The sequence below is a fragment of the Sphingomonas phyllosphaerae 5.2 genome (assembly GCF_000419605.1).
Lineage (GTDB): Bacteria > Pseudomonadota > Alphaproteobacteria > Sphingomonadales > Sphingomonadaceae > Sphingomonas > Sphingomonas phyllosphaerae_B.
This window is the reverse complement of sequence record NZ_ATTI01000001.1, coordinates 491,361-508,730: the sequence shown is the minus strand read 5'-3', so window position 1 is coordinate 508,730 and position 17,370 is coordinate 491,361. Positions and strand designations below refer to the sequence as shown.

The 17,370-nt window shown below is 66.9% G+C and carries 16 protein-coding genes; 6 read left to right on the top strand and 10 right to left on the bottom strand.

Going from position 1 to position 17,370, the window contains the following annotated elements; genetic code table 11:
* Positions 1-48: 48 nt before the first annotated feature.
* From SPHPHY_RS0102460 to SPHPHY_RS0102450, 3 genes are read right to left on the bottom strand one after another with little or no spacing between them, the layout of a single operon-like run.
* Positions 49-480, bottom strand: coding sequence for a CoA-binding protein (locus tag SPHPHY_RS0102460; protein ID WP_028056401.1), 432 nt, complete (start codon positions 478-480; stop codon positions 49-51).
* 58 nt (positions 481-538) lie between these two features.
* Positions 539-1,396, bottom strand: a complete 858-nt coding sequence (locus SPHPHY_RS0102455; RefSeq protein WP_022685130.1) for an oxygenase MpaB family protein — start codon at positions 1,394-1,396, stop codon at positions 539-541.
* 28 nt (positions 1,397-1,424) lie between these two features.
* Positions 1,425-1,937 carry a MucR family transcriptional regulator gene (locus SPHPHY_RS0102450; RefSeq protein WP_022685129.1) on the bottom strand — a complete coding sequence of 171 codons (513 nt, stop codon included), beginning with the start codon at positions 1,935-1,937 and terminating at the stop codon, positions 1,425-1,427.
* Positions 1,938-2,161: 224 nt separating this feature from the next.
* On the opposite strand from SPHPHY_RS0102450, the gene SPHPHY_RS0102445 reads away from it, so the two are divergent.
* Complete coding sequence (locus SPHPHY_RS0102445) at positions 2,162-3,580, top strand: amidohydrolase (protein WP_022685128.1); 1,419 nt, start codon at positions 2,162-2,164, stop codon at positions 3,578-3,580.
* Positions 3,577-4,872: an amidohydrolase family protein gene (locus tag SPHPHY_RS0102440; RefSeq protein ID WP_022685127.1), complete on the top strand. Its 1,296-nt coding sequence runs from the start codon at positions 3,577-3,579 to the stop codon at positions 4,870-4,872. The genes SPHPHY_RS0102445 and SPHPHY_RS0102440 overlap by 4 nt, the downstream gene beginning before the upstream one ends.
* A 163-nt stretch (positions 4,873-5,035) precedes the next feature.
* On the opposite strand, the gene SPHPHY_RS0102435 is transcribed toward SPHPHY_RS0102440, so the two are convergent.
* A complete protein-coding gene (locus tag SPHPHY_RS0102435) occupies positions 5,036-6,037 on the bottom strand; it encodes an NAD(P)H-quinone oxidoreductase (RefSeq protein WP_022685126.1) in 1,002 nt (333 codons plus the stop codon).
* Positions 6,038-6,110: 73 nt separating this feature from the next.
* Between SPHPHY_RS0102435 and SPHPHY_RS0102430 the strand changes: the two genes are divergently transcribed.
* The 4 genes from SPHPHY_RS0102430 (at position 6,111) to SPHPHY_RS0102410 (ending at position 12,687) form a co-directional block, all read left to right on the top strand.
* Positions 6,111-6,308, top strand: coding sequence for a DUF1192 domain-containing protein (locus tag SPHPHY_RS0102430; RefSeq protein WP_028056398.1), 198 nt, complete (start codon positions 6,111-6,113; stop codon positions 6,306-6,308).
* Between the two features lie 142 nt (positions 6,309-6,450).
* Complete coding sequence (gene clpA, locus SPHPHY_RS0102425) at positions 6,451-8,772, top strand: ATP-dependent Clp protease ATP-binding subunit ClpA (RefSeq protein WP_022685124.1); 2,322 nt, start codon at positions 6,451-6,453, stop codon at positions 8,770-8,772.
* 246 nt (positions 8,773-9,018) lie between these two features.
* Positions 9,019-10,653, top strand: a complete 1,635-nt coding sequence (locus SPHPHY_RS0102420; protein ID WP_022685123.1) for a sensor domain-containing diguanylate cyclase — start codon at positions 9,019-9,021, stop codon at positions 10,651-10,653.
* Between the two features lie 324 nt (positions 10,654-10,977).
* Complete coding sequence (locus tag SPHPHY_RS0102410) at positions 10,978-12,687, top strand: long-chain-fatty-acid--CoA ligase (protein ID WP_022685121.1); 1,710 nt, start codon at positions 10,978-10,980, stop codon at positions 12,685-12,687.
* 130 nt (positions 12,688-12,817) lie between these two features.
* Here the strand turns inward: SPHPHY_RS0102410 and pal are convergent, their stop codons facing one another.
* Genes pal through ybgC form a run of 6 tightly spaced genes read right to left on the bottom strand, consistent with a single transcriptional unit; the run spans position 12,818 to position 17,338 of the window.
* On the bottom strand, positions 12,818-13,339 hold the full coding sequence (pal, locus tag SPHPHY_RS0102405; RefSeq protein WP_022685120.1) for a peptidoglycan-associated lipoprotein Pal: 522 nt from the start codon (positions 13,337-13,339) through the stop codon (positions 12,818-12,820).
* A 39-nt stretch (positions 13,340-13,378) separates the two neighbouring features.
* The gene (gene tolB, locus SPHPHY_RS0102400) at positions 13,379-14,785 is read right to left on the bottom strand and encodes a Tol-Pal system beta propeller repeat protein TolB (RefSeq protein ID WP_022685119.1); all 1,407 of its coding nucleotides are present in this window, start codon (positions 14,783-14,785) and stop codon (positions 13,379-13,381) included.
* Positions 14,785-15,756, bottom strand: a complete 972-nt coding sequence (locus tag SPHPHY_RS0102395) for a hypothetical protein (RefSeq protein WP_022685118.1) — start codon at positions 15,754-15,756, stop codon at positions 14,785-14,787. The genes tolB and SPHPHY_RS0102395 overlap by 1 nt, the downstream gene beginning before the upstream one ends.
* Positions 15,757-16,188 carry a protein TolR gene (tolR, locus tag SPHPHY_RS0102390; protein ID WP_022685117.1) on the bottom strand — a complete coding sequence of 144 codons (432 nt, stop codon included), beginning with the start codon at positions 16,186-16,188 and terminating at the stop codon, positions 15,757-15,759. It abuts the gene before it with no gap.
* On the bottom strand, positions 16,188-16,880 hold the full coding sequence (gene tolQ, locus SPHPHY_RS0102385; RefSeq protein ID WP_022685116.1) for a protein TolQ: 693 nt from the start codon (positions 16,878-16,880) through the stop codon (positions 16,188-16,190). The genes tolR and tolQ overlap by 1 nt, the downstream gene beginning before the upstream one ends.
* A complete protein-coding gene (gene ybgC / locus SPHPHY_RS0102380; RefSeq protein WP_022685115.1) occupies positions 16,877-17,338 on the bottom strand; it encodes a tol-pal system-associated acyl-CoA thioesterase in 462 nt (153 codons plus the stop codon). The genes tolQ and ybgC overlap by 4 nt, the downstream gene beginning before the upstream one ends.
* Positions 17,339-17,370: the final 32 nt, after the last annotated feature.

Genomic DNA, 17,370 nt, shown 5'->3' with positions numbered 1-17,370 from the left:
GACCCGGGCTTTCTGGTCCCGGTCGCGGGGATGACCACCGGAGGTTCGTCAGCGTTCGATCCGGCGCACGCCCAACCGCGGCAGGTCGATCGCGGGGCAGCGGTCCATCACCACCTTCAGCCCAGCGGCCTCGGCGCGCGCCGCTGCGTCGTCGTCGATCACGCCGAGTTGCAGCCACACCGCCTTGGCGCCGATCGCAATCGCCTGGTCGACAACCGCCCCTGCCTCCGACGAGCGCCGGAAAATGTCGACCATGTCGATCGGATCGCCGAGCTGCTCGAGATCGCGGAACACGAACTCGCCGTGGATATGTTCGCCGGTGATCTGCGGATTGACCGGGATCACGCGATAGCCGTGCGCCTGAAGCGTCGCCATCACGCCGTTCGAGGGTCGGGTCGGGCGATCGGACGCGCCGACCAGCGCGATGGTGCGCACCTCTTCCAGAAGCGCCTTGATCTCGGCATCGGTCGTCAGCGGCATGTCCATGCTCCTCTCGCTCACGCTCAACGTGCCAGCGGCGCCAAGGGTGCCAGCCCGATCAGCGCGCCCGGAGCGCCCAGCGCAGGATGCGCGCGAGACCATCGGCCCCGGCGCGGATCGCAGGGCGCGTGAGCGGCGCGGGTCGACGATCATGGAGCGCGGCCGCCCAGCCGGGCAGCAGGTCGAGCGCGGCGGCGGAGGCGACGGCCAGTCCGGCTGCCTGCGCGGGGTCGGGACCGCGGGCGAGCAGCGCGTCGGCGACCTCATGCACGCGGTGGTCGCCGCGCAGCTCGGGACGGACGCGACGATAATAGGCGGCGATGTCGGCACGCGAACGCGGCACGTCGCGCGCGCCGAGCCGTTCGGCGACGATCGCGGTATCGGCGACGTACCGGTCCTGCGCCTCCGCGGAGAATGCCGGGTCGCGGTAACGTAGATAGGCACGCAGGAAGCTGTCGGTCTCGGCGACGTGCACCCAGGTCAGCAGCGCAGGATCGTTGGCGTCGTACCGTGTGCCGTCCGGCAGCGTGCCGTGGATGCGGTCGTGAATGCTGCGGACGTGCGCTATGGCGTGTTCGGCAGCGACGGTCGATCCGTACGTGGTGACCGCGATGAACTGCGCGGTGCGGCGAAGCCGGCCGAGCCGGTCGCGGCGAAAATCACTATAGTCCCACACGCCGGCAAGCGCGCCGGGGTGCAGCATCTGGAGCAGCAAGGCCGAGATGCCGCCGATCATCATCGCGGAGAAATCGCCGTGCACCGCCCAGGCGGGCGAAGACGCGCCAATCAGTCCGTCGTCGCCGGGTGGGCGGGCGAGATCGAGCTCGCCACTACCCACCATCTCGCGCAAAGCCTGCGCGAGCGACGCGCGGGCACGGTCCACCGCCGGGGCGATCATCGGATCGACGATCGCCATTACAGTACCGCGCCCGCGCCGGTCTGCGTCAGGCGTCGGCCGCGGCGTTCTTGCGACGGCCACGCGTGCCGGTGGTGGCAGGCTCCGCCGGGGCAGCGGCGCCCTCGGTGCGACGCGCGCCCGGCTTGCGGCCGAGGCCGATCTTCTTGGCCATGTCGCGACGCGCTTCCGAATAGCTTTCGGCGACCATCGGATAATCAGCCTTCAGGCCATAGCGCTGGCGATACTCTTCCGGGGTCAGACCATGACCGGCCAGATGGCGGCGCAGCGTCTTGTAAGGCTTGCCGTCGATCAGCGAGATCAGATGATCCTTCGACGCGAGCGACTTTCGCACCGATACCGCAGGCGTATATTCTGCCGCGGGCTCTTCCGGTGCGGCCGGCGCAGTCGACGACGACAGGTTGGTCACCGCATCGTGCATCGTCCGCAGAAATGCCGGGACATCCTCGCCGGACGCGCGGGTGTTGGGATTTGCCAGCCACGCGATCGTCAACTCGGTGGCAAGCTCAACTGCATTGGCGGTCATGGTATCATCGGACATCGCGAACTCCCTTACTTACCGGCATCGCCGTAGCAGCGTTCCCGCACAGGTCAACGCAAGTTGTATAAGGATTCCAATGTAAATCTATTTGCGACAATGAATATCCACGCGGAACCTTTCCGCCGCCACGTTTCGCGGCAAATGGCGTGCGGGCTCGCTTGACCGTGCCACAAGAGCGTGTCCATGATCGGGACAACAAAGGGTATGAAAAAAGGGGTCTCGCCATGAATTCGGATCGCGCCAGGCGCGTGTTGCTGTCGGCTGCGCTCATCGCGCTGCCGCTGTCGGCGTGCGCGACGACCGCCGACAAGCCGGCAACAGCGACGAAGAAGGCGCCGCCGGTGCGCTATGCGCACGATCCCTATCCCTCGACCTATCATCCCTATCCCGGCGCGCCGACGCTGGTGCGCAACGTCACGATCTTCGACGGTGAGGGCGGGCGGATCGACGGCGGCGCGGTGCTGTTCGCGGACGGCAAGGTGGTGGCGGTCGGCCAGACGCTGGATGCGCCCGCCGGCGCGACGGTGATCGACGGCCAGGGCAAGTTCGTGACGCCCGGCATCGTCGACATCCACAGCCACCTCGGCGACTATCCGACCCCCTCGGTGCAGGCGCATTCCGACGGCAACGAGGCGACCGGCCCGATCACCGCCGACGTTTGGGCGGAGCACAGCGTCTGGCCGCAGGACCCCGGCTTCGGCCGCGCGCTGGCAAACGGCGGCGTCACGACGTTGCAGATCCTCCCGGGTTCGGCGAACCTGATGGGCGGGCGCAGCGTGGTGCTGAAGAACGTTTATGCGCGCACAATGCAGGCAATGAAGTTCCCCGGCGCGCCTTATGGGCTGAAAATGGCGTGCGGCGAGAACCCGAAGCGCGTTTATGGCAGCAAAAACCGCGAACCTTCGACACGCATGGGCAATGTTGCGGTCGATCGCCAGACGTGGGCGAAGGCAGCGACGTACAAGCGCAAATGGGACAAGTACGAAGCCGAGGGCGGCGACCAGCCCGAGCGCGACATCGGCATGGATACGCTGCGCGGCGTCCTGTCGGGCGAGATCATGGTGCAGAACCATTGCTATCGAGCCGACGAAATGGCGATCGTCCTCGATATGGCCAAGGAATTCGGGTATAAAGTGACGGCGTTCCACCACGCGGTGGAGGCGTACAAGATCGCCGATCTGCTGAAGGCGAGCGGCACCTGCGCCGCGGTGTGGGCCGATTGGTACGGCTTCAAGATGGAAAGTTATGACGGGATCGGCGAAAATCTCGCGATCCTCGATCATGCCGGCGCGTGCGCGATGATCCATTCCGACGACGAGAACGGCATTCAGCGGCTGAACCAGGAAGTGGCCAAGGCGCTGTCCTCGGCGCGGCACTCGGGCATCCAGATCAGCGATGCGGCGGCGTGGAAGTGGCTGTCGATCGGTCCGGCGAAGGCATTGGGAATCGATGCGCAAACGGGCAGCCTGAAGCCGGGGAAGATGGCGGACGTGGTGTTGTGGAACGGCAATCCGTTCAGCGTCTACACACGACCCGAAAAGGTGTGGGTCGACGGCGCGATGCTCTACGATGCGACCGATCCGAAACGTCGCCCGGTGAGCGACTTCGAACTCGGCCAGCCCGGATCGGGAGACGTCAAGTGAAGCGCGCGTTCCTTTTGCTCGCCACGATGCTGGCCAGCCCCGCGACGGCGCAGACCGTGGCGATCACCGGCGGTACGGTCGCGATCGGCGACGGCTCCGCGCCAGTCGAGGGCGGCACGGTGGTGATCGCAAATGGTCGCGTCCTGGCGGCCGGGCGCGGGGTTGCGGTGCCGGCGGGCGCGCAGGTGATCGACGCGACCGGCAAGTGGGTTTCGGCGGGCGTCGTCTCGGCACTGAGCGACATCTCGCTCGTCGATGCCGATGGTGTTCAGGAAAGCAACGACGCAGGCGCACGCAACTCGCCGTTCAAGGCGGCGATCGACGTATCCTTGGGGGTGAATCCGGCGGCGGTGAAGGTCGCGAACGAGCGGCTCGGCGGGGTGACCCGCGCGATCGTGACGCCGAGTGCGGAGGGATCGATTTTCGCCGGTCAGGGTGCGGTAATCGATCTGGGCGCGGATCCGGACGCCGTTACGCGGCCACGCGCGTTCCAATTTGTCGAACTGGGTGAAAGCGGCGGCAAGCTGGCGGGCGGCAGCCGCCCCGCCGCCTATGCGCTGTTGCGCGACGCGTTTGCGCAGGCGCAGGACTTCCGCCGGAACCCGGCTGCATTCGACGGGCGATCGCGCGACGCGCTGGTGACGCGCAGCGATGCCGACGCGCTGTTGCGTGTGCTCGACGGGCAGGTGCCGCTGCTGGTGCATGTCGAACGTGCGGCGGACATCCGCAACGTACTGGCGCTGACCCGCGACTATCCGAAGCTGAAGCTGGTGCTGGTCGGCGTGACCGAGGGCTGGCTGGTCGCGCGCGACATCGCGGCGGCGAAGGTGCCGGTAATTGCGGCGGCGCTGGCCGACCTGCCTGCCAATTTCGAGAACCTGGCGGCGACCGAGTCGAACGTCGGGCGGCTGCGCGCGGCGGGCGTACCGGTCGGGCTCGCCTCGACGGGTGCGTCGGGGGGCGACCATGTGCTGCGGCAGTTTGCGGGCAATCTGGTCGCCATCGCGCGCGTACCCGGCGCAACCGGGCTCGACTGGGGACAGGCGTTCGCGTCGATCACCAGCGCACCGGCCGAGGCGATCGGGATGGGGGGCGAGATCGGTTCGCTGCGCGCCGGGCGGCGCGCGGACGTGGTGATCTGGGACGGTGACCCGCTGGAGCTGTCCTCAGTGCCGGTCGCGACATGGATCGACGGCGTGTCGCAGCCGATGCGCTCGCGGCAGAGCGAGCTGCGGGATCGTTATCTGACGCCGGTGGAAGGCGCGTTGCCGAAGGCGTACGAGCGGCGCTGAAGTAGGACGGCCTACTCATCCCGACGAACGTCGGGACCGTCGGCGGATACCGCGCCCACAGTGCGGTATCGCCAAAAAGCGCCGTCGCGAACGTAGCGAAGCGATCCTGCGCCGGATCAAGCCAGCCGGGATTGCTTCGCCATGCTCGCATCGACGACGCCGCTCACACCATCGTCAGTACGATCTTGCCGACGTGACTGCCCTCTTCCATCCGGCGGTGCGCGTCGGCGGCCTGCGCGAGCGGGAAGGTTCGATCCATCACCGGCTTCAGCTTGCCAGCCTCGGCGAACGGCCAGACGGTGCGCGCGATCTCTTCGGCGACCAGCGCCTTGAACCCGGCGTCCCGCCCACGCAGCGTCGAACCCGTCAGCGTGAGCCGGCGCTTCATGATCTCGAACAGCGGCACCGTCGCCGACGCGCCGCGCTGCACCGCGATCGAGACGTGGCGGCCATCGTCGGCGAGACATTGCAGGTTTCGGGGCACATAGTCGCCACCGACCATGTCCAGCACGGCCGCGCAGCCACGCCCGCCGGTGATCTCCTTAACCCGCGCGACGAAATCCTCGGTCTTGTAGTCGATCGCGTGATCGGCGCCGAGTCGCAGGGCCGCGGCCTGCTTCTCCGCCGAGCCAACCGTTACGATCACCTCCAGCCCGAAGAGGTTGCCCAGCGTGATCGCCATCGTGCCGATCCCGCTGGTTCCGCCGTGTACCAGGACGGTATCGCCCTCCACGGCGAAGGCGCGTTCGAACAGATTCGTCCAGACGGTGAACAGCGTTTCAGGCAGCGCCGCCGCCTCCGCCATCGACAGTGCATCGGGCACGGGCAGGCATTGCGCGGCGGGCGCGACCGCATATTCGGCATAGCCGCCGCCCGCAACCAGCGCGCAGACGCGTGCGCCGAGCCGGCCGGGATCGACGCCCTCGCCCACCGCCACCACCTCACCCGCGATTTCAAGCCCCAGCGTAGAGGGAGCGCCGGGCGGCGGCGGATAGAGTCCTTGCCGCTGCATCACGTCGGGGCGGTTCACGCCCGCAGCCGCAACCCGCACCAGCACCTCGCCGTCGCGCGGCGCGGGCACCGTGCGCCGTACCGGCACCAGCACCTCGGGACCGCCCGCCGCCGCAGGGTCGATCGCCAACATCGCATCGGGCACGTCGGTCATCGTGTCGCGGAACCCCTTATAGTCATTGGCCAGCCTTATTGACTTCGCCTTCCGCAGCGTCAACGATGCGAGCGTGGACCTGGACGACATCCTTGGGGCCAATCCCGACGATCCGCTGACCGCGCTGCTGCGCGAGGATCTCGACCGGCTGTCGATGGTGGAGCTGGAAGCGCGCGTCGTAGCGCTCGAAGGCGAGATCGCGCGGGTGCGACGAAAGATCGAAGGCGCCGTTAACCATCGTGCAAGTGCGGACGCGTTATTCAGAAGCTAAGGGTCTGCGCAGCGCGGCTTCATGGGGTCGGCGGGTGCAAGACGCGGCGTGATGTCCGGCGACGCTTGATGCGGAGCCCTTGCATCACGACATTCGTCGCAAGGGGTCGCGTGGCTTCACGTGGCCTGCAAGGAGTAACCTGATGCCGTCATTTGCCAGCGCTCTCGAGACCACGCTGCACAAGGCACTCGAGGCCGCCTCGTCGCGCCGCCACGAATATGCGACGCTCGAACACCTGCTGCTCGCCCTGCTCGACGACGAACACGCCAGCCAGGTAATGTCTGCCTGCGGAGTCGAGCTGAGCGAGTTGAAGACCACCGTTTCGCATTACCTGGATACCGAACTGGGCGCGCTGAAGGTCGATGCCGCGACCGATCCCTCGCCCACCAGCGGCTTTCAGCGCGTGGTGCAGCGCGCGATCCTGCACGTCCAGTCGTCCGGTCGCGATGAAGTGACCGGCGCCAACGTGCTCGTCGCGCTGTTTTCCGAGCGTGAAAGCTACGCCGTCTATTTCCTGCAACAGCAGGACATGAGCCGGCTGGATGCGGTCAGCTTCATCAGCCACGGCGTCGGCAAGGGCGCCGCGACTCCGGAGGCGACCAGTGCCAAAGGCGCACCCCAGGAAGAGAAGAAGGACAAGTCCGACGCGCCCGGCAAGAAGGGCGAGAGCGCACTGAAGCAGTTCACGGTCGATCTGAACGAGAAGGCCAAGGTCGGCAAGGTCGACCCGCTGATCGGACGCTCTGCGGAGGTCGATCGCACGGTGCAGATCCTGTGCCGGCGGTCGAAGAACAACCCGCTCTATGTCGGCGATCCCGGCGTCGGGAAGACCGCGATCGCCGAAGGACTGGCGCGCAAGATCGTCGAGGGCGACGTGCCCGACGTGCTGCTGCCGGCGGTCATCTATTCGCTTGATATGGGCGCGCTGCTGGCCGGCACGCGCTATCGCGGCGACTTCGAGGAGCGGTTGAAGGCGGTCGTCAACGAGTTGGAGAAGCTGCCGCACGCGGTGCTCTTCATCGACGAGATCCACACCGTCATCGGGGCCGGCGCGACCAGCGGTGGCGCCATGGATGCGTCGAACCTGCTCAAGCCGGCGCTGTCCGGCGGCACGATCCGCTGCATCGGCTCGACGACCTACAAGGAGTTCCGCAACCACTTCGAGAAGGATCGCGCGCTGTTGCGCCGGTTCCAGAAGATCGACGTCAACGAACCGACGATCGAGGACACGATCAAGATCCTCGCGGGGCTGCGCTCGGCGTTTGAGGAACACCATTCGGTCAAGTACACGCCCGAGGCCATCAAGTCGGCGGTCGAACTTTCTGCACGCTATATCAACGACCGCAAGCTGCCCGACAAGGCAATCGATGTAATCGACGAAGTCGGCGCGATGCAGATGCTGGTGGCGCCGAGCAAGCGCAAGAAGACGATCACCGCGCGCGAGATCGAGGCGGTCATCGCGACCATGGCGCGCATTCCGCCGAAGAGCGTTTCGACAGACGACAAGAAGCAGCTCGAGACGCTCGAGACCGACCTGAAGCGCGTCGTCTTCGGGCAGAATGCGGCGATCGAGAAGCTTGCCAGCGCGATCAAGCTGGCGCGTGCCGGGCTGCGCGAGCCGGAGAAGCCGATCGGCAATTACCTGTTCACCGGGCCGACCGGCGTGGGCAAGACCGAGGTCGCCAAGCAATTGTCGACGATCCTCGGCATCCCGCTCCAGCGCTTCGACATGTCCGAATATATGGAGCGCCATTCGGTAAGCCGCCTGATCGGTGCGCCTCCGGGCTATGTGGGCTTCGATCAGGGCGGCCTACTGACGGACGCAGTCGACCAGAACCCGCATTGCGTGCTGCTGCTCGACGAAATCGAGAAGGCGCACCCGGACTTGTTCAACATCCTCTTGCAGGTGATGGACAACGGACGGCTGACCGACCAGCACGGGAAGACAGTCGACTTCCGCAACGTCATTCTGATCATGACGACCAATGCCGGCGCATCCGACATGGCGCGGGAGACGGTCGGGTTCGGTAACCTCACCCGTGAGGGCGAGGACGAACAGGCGGTGCAGAAGATGTTCACGCCGGAGTTCCGCAATCGCCTCGATGCGATCGTGCCGTTCGGCTACCTGCCGCCGGAAGTGGTGGCGCGCGTTGTGGACAAGTTCATCCTCCAGCTCGAACTGCAACTCGCCGATCGGGACGTGCACATCAAGCTGGACGAGGAATCGAAGAAGTGGCTGACCGAGAAGGGCTATGACAAGCTTTACGGCGCACGGCCGATGGGGCGGTTGATCCAGGAGAAGATCAAGCAGCCGCTGGCCGAGGAGCTGCTGTTCGGCAAGCTGGTGCACGGCGGCGAAGTGACCGTGCACATGAAGGACGGTGCCCTAAGCTTCGCGATCGAGGCCGCAGCGCCCAAGCCCGGCAAGAAGAAGGGCAAGGCAGCCCCCGCGGCGGCGGACTAACCTGCCGACGGGCCGGGGTACGATCCCCGGCCCGTTAACCTTTCAAAGGAAATCGCCGTTCCGTGACTTATGTGTCGTCCGCGGCCCAAGCGGCTGCGCTGGTGCGTAAATCGGTCGCGATCCAGCCACCCGCCTGCGTGGCTAACACCCATAATTATTTACGTTTTGCCGCCTCGAACGTTAACACTCTGTTTGCCAAATATGGCATAGCGTGTCCGCATGTCCGGGGGGGTCGTTCATCGTATCGTGGCTGCGTTCGCCATGATCCTGTCGACGCTGGCGATCGCGCCGGCGGCTTCGGCGAGTACCAATGTTCCGCTCGCCACCTGCTATCGTCACGCCGCTCCAGGCGATCGTGCGACGGTGATACTCGGAAGCGATGAGGGCTTCACGTGCGAGGGGCCGCAACGCCGCGCCGGGGGCGGCGACTATTGGGTACGCTCCGCTATCCTTCCTGCGGTGGGGCCAGGGATGCTGGTCCGTTCCGGGAGCCTGTGGCAGGATGCGATCACGCTGCACGTCCTGTATGCCGATGGCTCGATCCGGACGACTGGCTTGACCAGCGCGACCGCATGGCGGCACCTGAAGCTGGGCGCAACGTTCGAATTGCCGATCCCCGCGGCGACGGCACGGCCCGTTCGGCTGCTGTGGCACGTGCGGGGCGCGGTGAACCTGCGCGGGCTGGTGCTGGAGCCGCACCTGGTCTCCCCTGACGTATCGCAACATTACGAGTTGCGGCTGGCCGCCTTTTACGCCGGCTTCGCCGGCCTGGCCGGGGCGCTGCTGCTCTTCAACGCAGCGCTTGGTGCCGCGCTGCGGCAGCGCTTCCACACGCCTTATTGCGCGATGGTGCTATTCCTGATCGCTTATGCCGCGAGCACTTCGGGGCTGCTCGCGCAGCTGACGGCGATGGACAACAACCTGCGGCTCCGGCTGAATGTACTGCTGCTGGCGGCGACCTTGTGCAGCGCGATGGTATTCGCACGGCGCTTCTTCGCGGCCGAGGTCACGCGCGGGTGGGTACGGCGCGCGATCGACGCGGCGATGATCGCGCTGCTGGCGGCCTCGCTTGCCTATGCGTTGTTCATGCCTTGGCATGCCGCGCTGCTCGACCGCGCGATGTCGCTGGCGTTCGCGCTGACGTTGTTGTTGACGGTACCACTGCTGTGGCGCGGTTGGCATGCCGAATATCGTTACGCGCGCGCTTTCTCGATCGCCTGGGGCCTTCCGCTGCTGACCGCTTCAGCACGGGTGTTGCAGGCGCTGGGCCTGCTCGAATGGAATTTCTGGATCGACAATTCGACGTTGATTGCGATGGCGCTGGAGGCGAGTTGCAGCGGGCTGGCGATTGCGTGGCGAATCAAGCTGCTGGGGGAGGAACGCGATATCGCGCGCGAACAGGAGATGCTGGCGCGATTGCTGGCGGACAGCGATCCGCTGACCGGACTGATGAACCGGCGCAGCTTCCTGCGAGAAGCGATAGGCCGGAGCGAGCCGCACGTACTGGTGCTGGTGGACATCGATCATTTCAAGAAGGTCAACGAGACGCTCGGCCATGACGGCGGCGATCAGGTGCTGCGGGTCTTCGCCGACGCGTTGCGCCATGCCGTTCCGGGGGGCACATTGGTCGCGCGGATCGGGGGCGAGGAGTTCGCCGTGCTCGCCCCGTTGGACGCGACTACCCTGCCGGAGCGGCTCCTGACGCACATCCGCACCGCGGCGATGCCGTTCGACCTCGCGGTCACCGCCTCGCTGGGCAGCGGATGCGGCGCGATCGCCGACGAGCGCGACTGGAAGGCGCTGTACCGCCGCGCCGATGACGCGCTGTTCGCCGCGAAGCGCGCCGGGCGAGACCGGCTGCGCTGGGCAGAAGCTGCCTGAGCGCGGTCGGCTGACTGGCCATCATGTATGCTGGCGCAGATGCGAGGAAGGTCGTTACCATGCACCGCTCGCCCGATTACACCCACTGCAGATCGGCGTCGCTGTGCTCGGCGCTTTGTCGCCGATCTGCGCGGGCATCGCACCCTGGCGATTGGGCAGATATCGATCATGCTCGACACGCGGATGATGCCACAGGTCGATGCCGGCTGCTCGGCACCGGCGGCGCTGGCGATCGCAAGTGCCTTGCATCCCGCGGTTACGTTCGCAGCGCTGCTGAAACGCTGACCGCTTGCGCGTCGCAGGTTGTTGCTTACAACCGTGTCAATGAGCGACGAGCATGACTGGCGCCAGGCCTACCGCCACCCGATTCCGTGGGACACCGCGTTCCCCCCAGTAACGATGCCCGAGCTGTTCGACGCATCCGCAGCGCGCTTCGCGGACCGGCGGGCGATCGACTTCCTCGGCCGACACTATAGCTACGCCGAGTTGGCGGATGGCGTACGGCGGGTCGCGACCGGGCTGGCCGCGCTCGGCTATGGCAAGGGTGATCGGGTCGGGTTGTTCCTGCCCAACGTGCCGCATTATCTCGCCGCCTATCACGGCGCGCTGCGGCTCGGGGCGACGGTGGTCAATTTCTCTCCGCTCTATTCGATCGACGAATTGTGCCATCAGGTCGAGGATTCGGGCACGCGCGTGCTGTTCACGATCTCCGCCACCGCACTGCTCCCTAACGCGCTGAAGGTGCTGGAGAAGAGCGGCCTGGAACGGTTGGTGGTCGGCTCCGTGGCGGGGGCATTGCCGCCTGCCAAGTCGTTCTTCTACCGCTTGCTCAAGCGAGCCGAGACTGCCAGGCGACCGGCCGATCCGCGCGTGATGGCGTTTTCGGCGCTGATCGCCAACGATGGCGCGCTGCCGCCACCCACGATCGATGCCGAGCGCGACGTTGCGCTGATCCAATATACGGGCGGCACCACTGGCGTGCCAAAGGGTGCGATGCTGACCCACGCGAACGTCGCGGCGAACGCGCGACAGGTGGCGCAGCTCGACCCCCATCCTGAGGAAGGCGACCGCATCCTTGGCGTACTGCCGCTGTTCCACGTCTTCGCCAACACCTGCGTGATGAACCGCACGATCGTCACCGGAGGCGAGATGGTGCTGCTGCCACGTTTCGAGGCAGGACAGGCGCTGGCGACGATCACGCGTACCAAGCCGACCTCATTGCCCGGCGTGCCGACGATGTACCAGGCGTTGCTCGACCATCCGAAGCTGGCGCAGACGGAGTTCGCGTCACTGCGCGTGTGCATCTCGGGCGGGGCACCGCTGAACGCTGAGCTGAAGGTGAAGTGGGAGGCCGCAACTCATTCGACGTTGATCGAAGGCTATGGCTTGTCGGAAAGCACCGGGGTGCTGACCACCAACCCGTATGAGGGCGGGCAGAAGTCCGGCACGATCGGGCAGCCGCTGCCCGCGACGCGGATCCGGCTGGTCGACAAGGAAGATCCGACGCGCCCCGCCCCCGTTGGCGAGCCGGGCGAGATCGTCGCACTGGGGCCGCAGGTGATGGCGGGATACTGGAACCGGCCTGATGCCGACGACACCACCTTCGCGCTGGATGCGGAGGGGCGACGCTGGCTGCGTACCGGCGATGTCGGGACGGTGGATGCCGACGGCTTCATCGCGATCGTCGACCGCCTGAAGGACATGATCTCGGTCGGCGGGTTCAAGGTGTTCCCGAGCCAGATCGAGGCGATCCTCTATCACCATCCCGCTGTACGCGAGGCATTGGTTATCGGCCTGCCCGACACCTATCGCGGCGAAGTACCGCGCGCCTATGTGACGCTGAACGAGGGTACGGAGGCGGACGGTGCGGCATTGGCGGCATGGCTGAACCCGCAGCTCGGCAAGCACGAGCGCGTCGATCGCGTGGTGGTGCGCGCGGCGATACCGAAGACGATGATCGGAAAGCTGAGCCGCAAGGACCTGATCGTCGAGGTTAAGGCCGAGATGGAGAACCCGCCGATCACGCCTGCGTAAGCAGGGGCGGTGGGTCGGCGCGCCGCCTCCGACCCGATCCAGATCCCGCTTCTCCTCAGCGTGAGAAGGAAGCGGGACCCCGGATCAGGTCCGAGATGCGGGAAGGTTTGTCAGGCCCTTCCCGCGCCCATCATCCCCCGACGACGACCGTTACGGCGCGGCGGTTCTGCGCCCAGCTCGACTCATCCGAGCCGAGTGCAGCCGGGCGTTCCTTGCCGTAGCTGATCGTCGTGATGCGTGCCGGCGAGATGCCGCGTGCGGCGAGATAGTTCTTGGCAGCGTTGGCGCGACGGTCGCCGAGCGCCAGGTTGTACTCGCGGGTGCCGCGCTCGTCGGCATGGCCCTCGATCGTGATCGTCACGTTATTGTAGCGCTGCAGCCACTCCGACTGTGAGTCGAGGATCGCGCGCGCGGTGGAGTCGATGTCGTACTGGTCGAGCCCGAACAGCACCGTGTCGCCCTGCGTAGAGCGCTTGAAATCGGCCGCCGAGCCCGGCGTGACGCCGCCATTGGGATCGACCGGACCGGTCTGCGTCGACGTAGCGGGCGCGGCGCCGGGGGCGGGCGGCAATACCTCGGGCCGCTTCTTCGAGCAGGCAGCGGTGGCGACCAGCGCGGTCGCCATCAAAAAGGTGGTGGTCAGTCGTGCCATGGGCCTGTCTCCATCTTGTTTCGGTTCTGATACGCTAACTTACGGGCGCAACGGACCCCAGGCGGGATCCGATCCGTCGAGCGGGGTGGGAACGCGGCGCTCGTTCACGCCGGTCAGGTCGACCGACCACAGGTCGGCCTTGCCCGCATTGCCCTGCCCCTGACGGAAGAACATCAGCACGCGGCCGTTAGGGCTCCACGATGGCCCCTCGTCCTGCCAGCTGTTGGTAAGCAGCTTCTCACCCTGCCCGGACGGGCTCATGATACCGATCCGGAACGCGCCCTGAATCTTGGTGAAGGCGATCAGGTCGCCGCGCGGGCTCCACACCGGCGTCGCGTAGCGCCCGCCTCCGAAGCTGATCCGCTGCTGGTTCGAGCCGTCCGCATTCATCACGTAGAGCTGCTGCCCGCCGGAACGATCGCTTTCGAACACGATCCGCGACCCGTCGGGCGAATAGCTGCCGCCCGTGTCGATCCCGGGCGAAGTCGTCAGGCGCTGCGGCGTGCCGCCGGCCGCCGACACGCGGTACAGGTCGGTGTTGCCGGCCTGCGCCATCGAGAACAGGATGTAGCGGCCATCCGGCGAGAAGCGCGGCGCGAAGGTGGTCGCGACGTTCTGCACCACCAGCCGCTGCCGCCCCGACCCGATGTCGTAGACGTAGATCGCCGGCGTCTTGCCGACATAGCTCATGTAGACGATCGACTGCTGGTTCGGCGCAAAGCGCGGGGTCAGCACGATCGAGGAACCGGCGGTCAGGAAGCGGCTGTTGGCCCCGTCCTGATCCATGATCGCGAGCCGCTTGATGCGATTGCCCTTGGGCCCGGTCTCGCTGACGTAGACCACGCGGCTGTCGAAATAGGCGCCCTCGCCAGTCAGGCGGGTGTAGACCATGTCGGCGCATTTATGGCCCGCGCGGCGCCAGTCGGACGGCGGCACGACAAAACCTTGCCGCGTCAGTTGCGTCTGCGCCGACACGTCATAGAGGTAGCAGCCGACCGTCAACGTGCCATCGCCATTGGCGCGAACATAGCCCTGCACCAGCGCCTGCGCGCCCGATCCGCCCCAATAGTCGAACGCCGGTGCGGTCACTTCCGGGAAACCGATCGCGCGCATTCGCCCAGGGGCAAGCGGGGTGAACAGCCCGGAATTGCGCAGGTCGTTGCTGACGATCTCGGCCAGCTGCCGACCGAGCTGATCGGTTGACCCGGCCGCCGTCTGGGTCACCGCCTGCGTCGGCATCGGCGGGATCGCGATGGGCATCGGCGCAGAGATACCGCCGGTGACATCGACCTCCAGCGGCGGCGGGGTCTGCCCGGCTGGTGCGCCGAGCGGCGCGCCTGCCGCGGGTGGCGTAGCCGGGATCGCCTGTTGCGCCAATGCGGGCGCTGCCGGCGCAAGCGCAACCGGGGAGACGAGCGTGGCGAGGAGGAGCAGCCGGAGTCGCATCACCGCAGTTTCCAATTATAGTTGATGTTGCTCCACCCCCCGTTGGCGGTGGAATAATATTCTGCCGGAAGTTTCAGCGGCGAACAGCCTTTGAATGCCGCGACGCCGAGATCGACCACGCGCCGTGCATAACGTCGATTGTCGTCGTCTACCCCATTCTGCCGCACCACGGTCGGTGTCGCCGACAGCGTACCGTCGCGGTTGAGCCGCAGGTTGAGCGTCGTCACGATCTGGTTCGCGCCGGGGCCGGGATCAACCTGTCGGTCGGCGCACGGCTGGATCTGCCGCGCGATTGCCTGCTGGATCGCCGCAAGCGCCTTGCCATCGACCCGCGCCGCTGGCGGCGCGTCGTTGGGCTTGGCATCGCTCTTCTCGGCGGTGAGGCCCTTCAGGAAGTCGCTGCCGAGGCGGCTGCCGCGCGGGCGCTCGCCCTTGGCGGCTTCGGTCTTGCCCTTGCCCTTCGCGGCGGCGGGTGGAGTCTTCGACGTGCTCGACGACGCGGCGGCGCTTTGCTGCTTCGTCGGCGCAGGTTTCGAAGGCGCCTTCTCCGCGGCCGGCGGCGCGGGCTTCGGTTTGGGCTGCGGCTTGGGTACCGGCTTCGGCGCCGGCGCCGGCTTGGGTGCAGGCTTCGGCGGAGCGGGCTTCGGCGGTGCCGGCCTGGGCGCAGGCTTCGGCTCCGGCTGCGGCGCGGGTTCGGGAACCGGCGCGGGAACCGGCTGCGGCGGCGCCTCGGCAGGCGGGGGCGCCTCTTCAGGCTCGCCGACCTCGGGAGCGACTGCCTGCGAGGGTGCCTCGGTCTGCGCGGGCGCCGCCGCTTCCAGCGCCACGTCTTTGACCAGGCTGACCTCGACCGGCGTCTGCTTCAGCTTGATCGGGTTTGGGGTGGCGAGGAAGCCGACCGACAGCACGCCGAACAGCAGGATGTGTCCCGCTACGGCAACGCCGAGGCCGATCTTCTCCGCGCGCTCCACTTATTCCTCGCCGACCGTCACCAGCGCGACGCGGTTCAGGCCCGCGCGGTTCAGCTCGCCCATCACGCGCATCACGCGGCCGTAATCCAGCCCACGATCGGCACGCAGGAACACCTGCGGCGGCTGGTCGCCCTTTGCGCTTTCGGCGATCGCCGTCAGCCGGGCGGGCAGCGCGTCGGCGCTCACCTCTTCCTTGGCGATGAAGATGCGGCCCTGCTCATCAAGCGCGATCTCGGTCGGCTGCTGTTCCTGATCCAGCGGCTTGGCACGGCTGTCGGGCAGGTTCACGGGCACGCCCTGCGTCATCAACGGCGCCGTGACCATGAAGATGATGAGTAGCACCAGCATCACGTCGACCAGCGGCGTGACGTTGATCTCCGCCATCGGCGCACGCCGGCCGCGCCCGCGCGCGGAGGGCAGATGCATCGCCATCAGCGTTCGCCGTCGAGCTGCCGCGACAGCGTGGCGTGGAAGCCGTCGGCAAAGCGGTTCAGCCGCGCCTCGATGCGGTTGATCGCGTGGCTGAAGCGGTTGTAGGCGATCACCGCGGGGATTGCCGCGAACAGCCCGATCGCGGTCGCGAACAGCGCCTCGGCGATGCCGGGCGCGACCACCGACAGGCTGGTGTTCTGCTGACTCGCGATCGCGGTGAAGCTGCGCATGATGCCCCAGACGGTGCCGAACAATCCGACGAACGGCGCCACCGATCCGACCGTCGCCAGTACGTTCAGCCGATCCGACAATTGGTCGATCTCGCGCGCAACCGCCGAGCCCATGACTGTCGCCAGCCGATCGCGCGTGCCGTCGCGGTCGATCTTCTGGCCCTGCGTCGAGCGCCGCCACTCCGTGACACCCGCGTTCAGCACCCGCGCTGACGGCAGGTCGGTATGCGTCTGCGACTTGTAGAAGGCGTCGATGTCCTCGGCTTTCCAGAAATCGCGCTCGAACGCTTCGGTGCGCTGGCGGGTACGGCCCAGCTTCAGCCAGAAACCGATGATGATCGCCCAGGTCCAGATGCTGGCGAGCAGCAGCCCCAGCATCACCGCCTTGACGACCCAGTCGGCCTGGAGGAACAAGGCAATTGGCGACAGCGTGGCCGCGTCGGTCTGCAAAATCGGATTCACGGCGTGTCTTCCCCCAATGACGCGAGACGGCGGAATGTGTCGACCCAGGCCGCGGGCTGGCGACGCGGACGGCCGTCCGGACCGACCAGTGCCGCGGTAACGGTCGCTTGCGCCAGCATTTCCTCGCCGCGCCTGACTGTCTGATGAATGACGACGCTGGCAGCACGGATCCGCACGACGCGGCTCTCGATCAGCAGTGCATCGTCGAGCCGCGCCGGCGCGCGATAGCCGATTGCGAGGTCGGTGATCGCGTAAGCGCCGCCGCCGCCTTCGAAATGCGCACGCTGGTCGATTCCGCCGGCACGCAGCATGTCCGAGCGGGCGCGCTCCATGTAACGCAGATAGTTGGCGTGATAGACCACGCCCGACAGGTCGGTATCCTCGAAATAGACGCGCAGCGCGAAGAGGTGCATGTTCCCCTCGAAACGTCCCTGCGCGGGTTGATCCACCGCCGTCATGCCGCGGCTGTTAACCCATGGGGCGGGTGCGG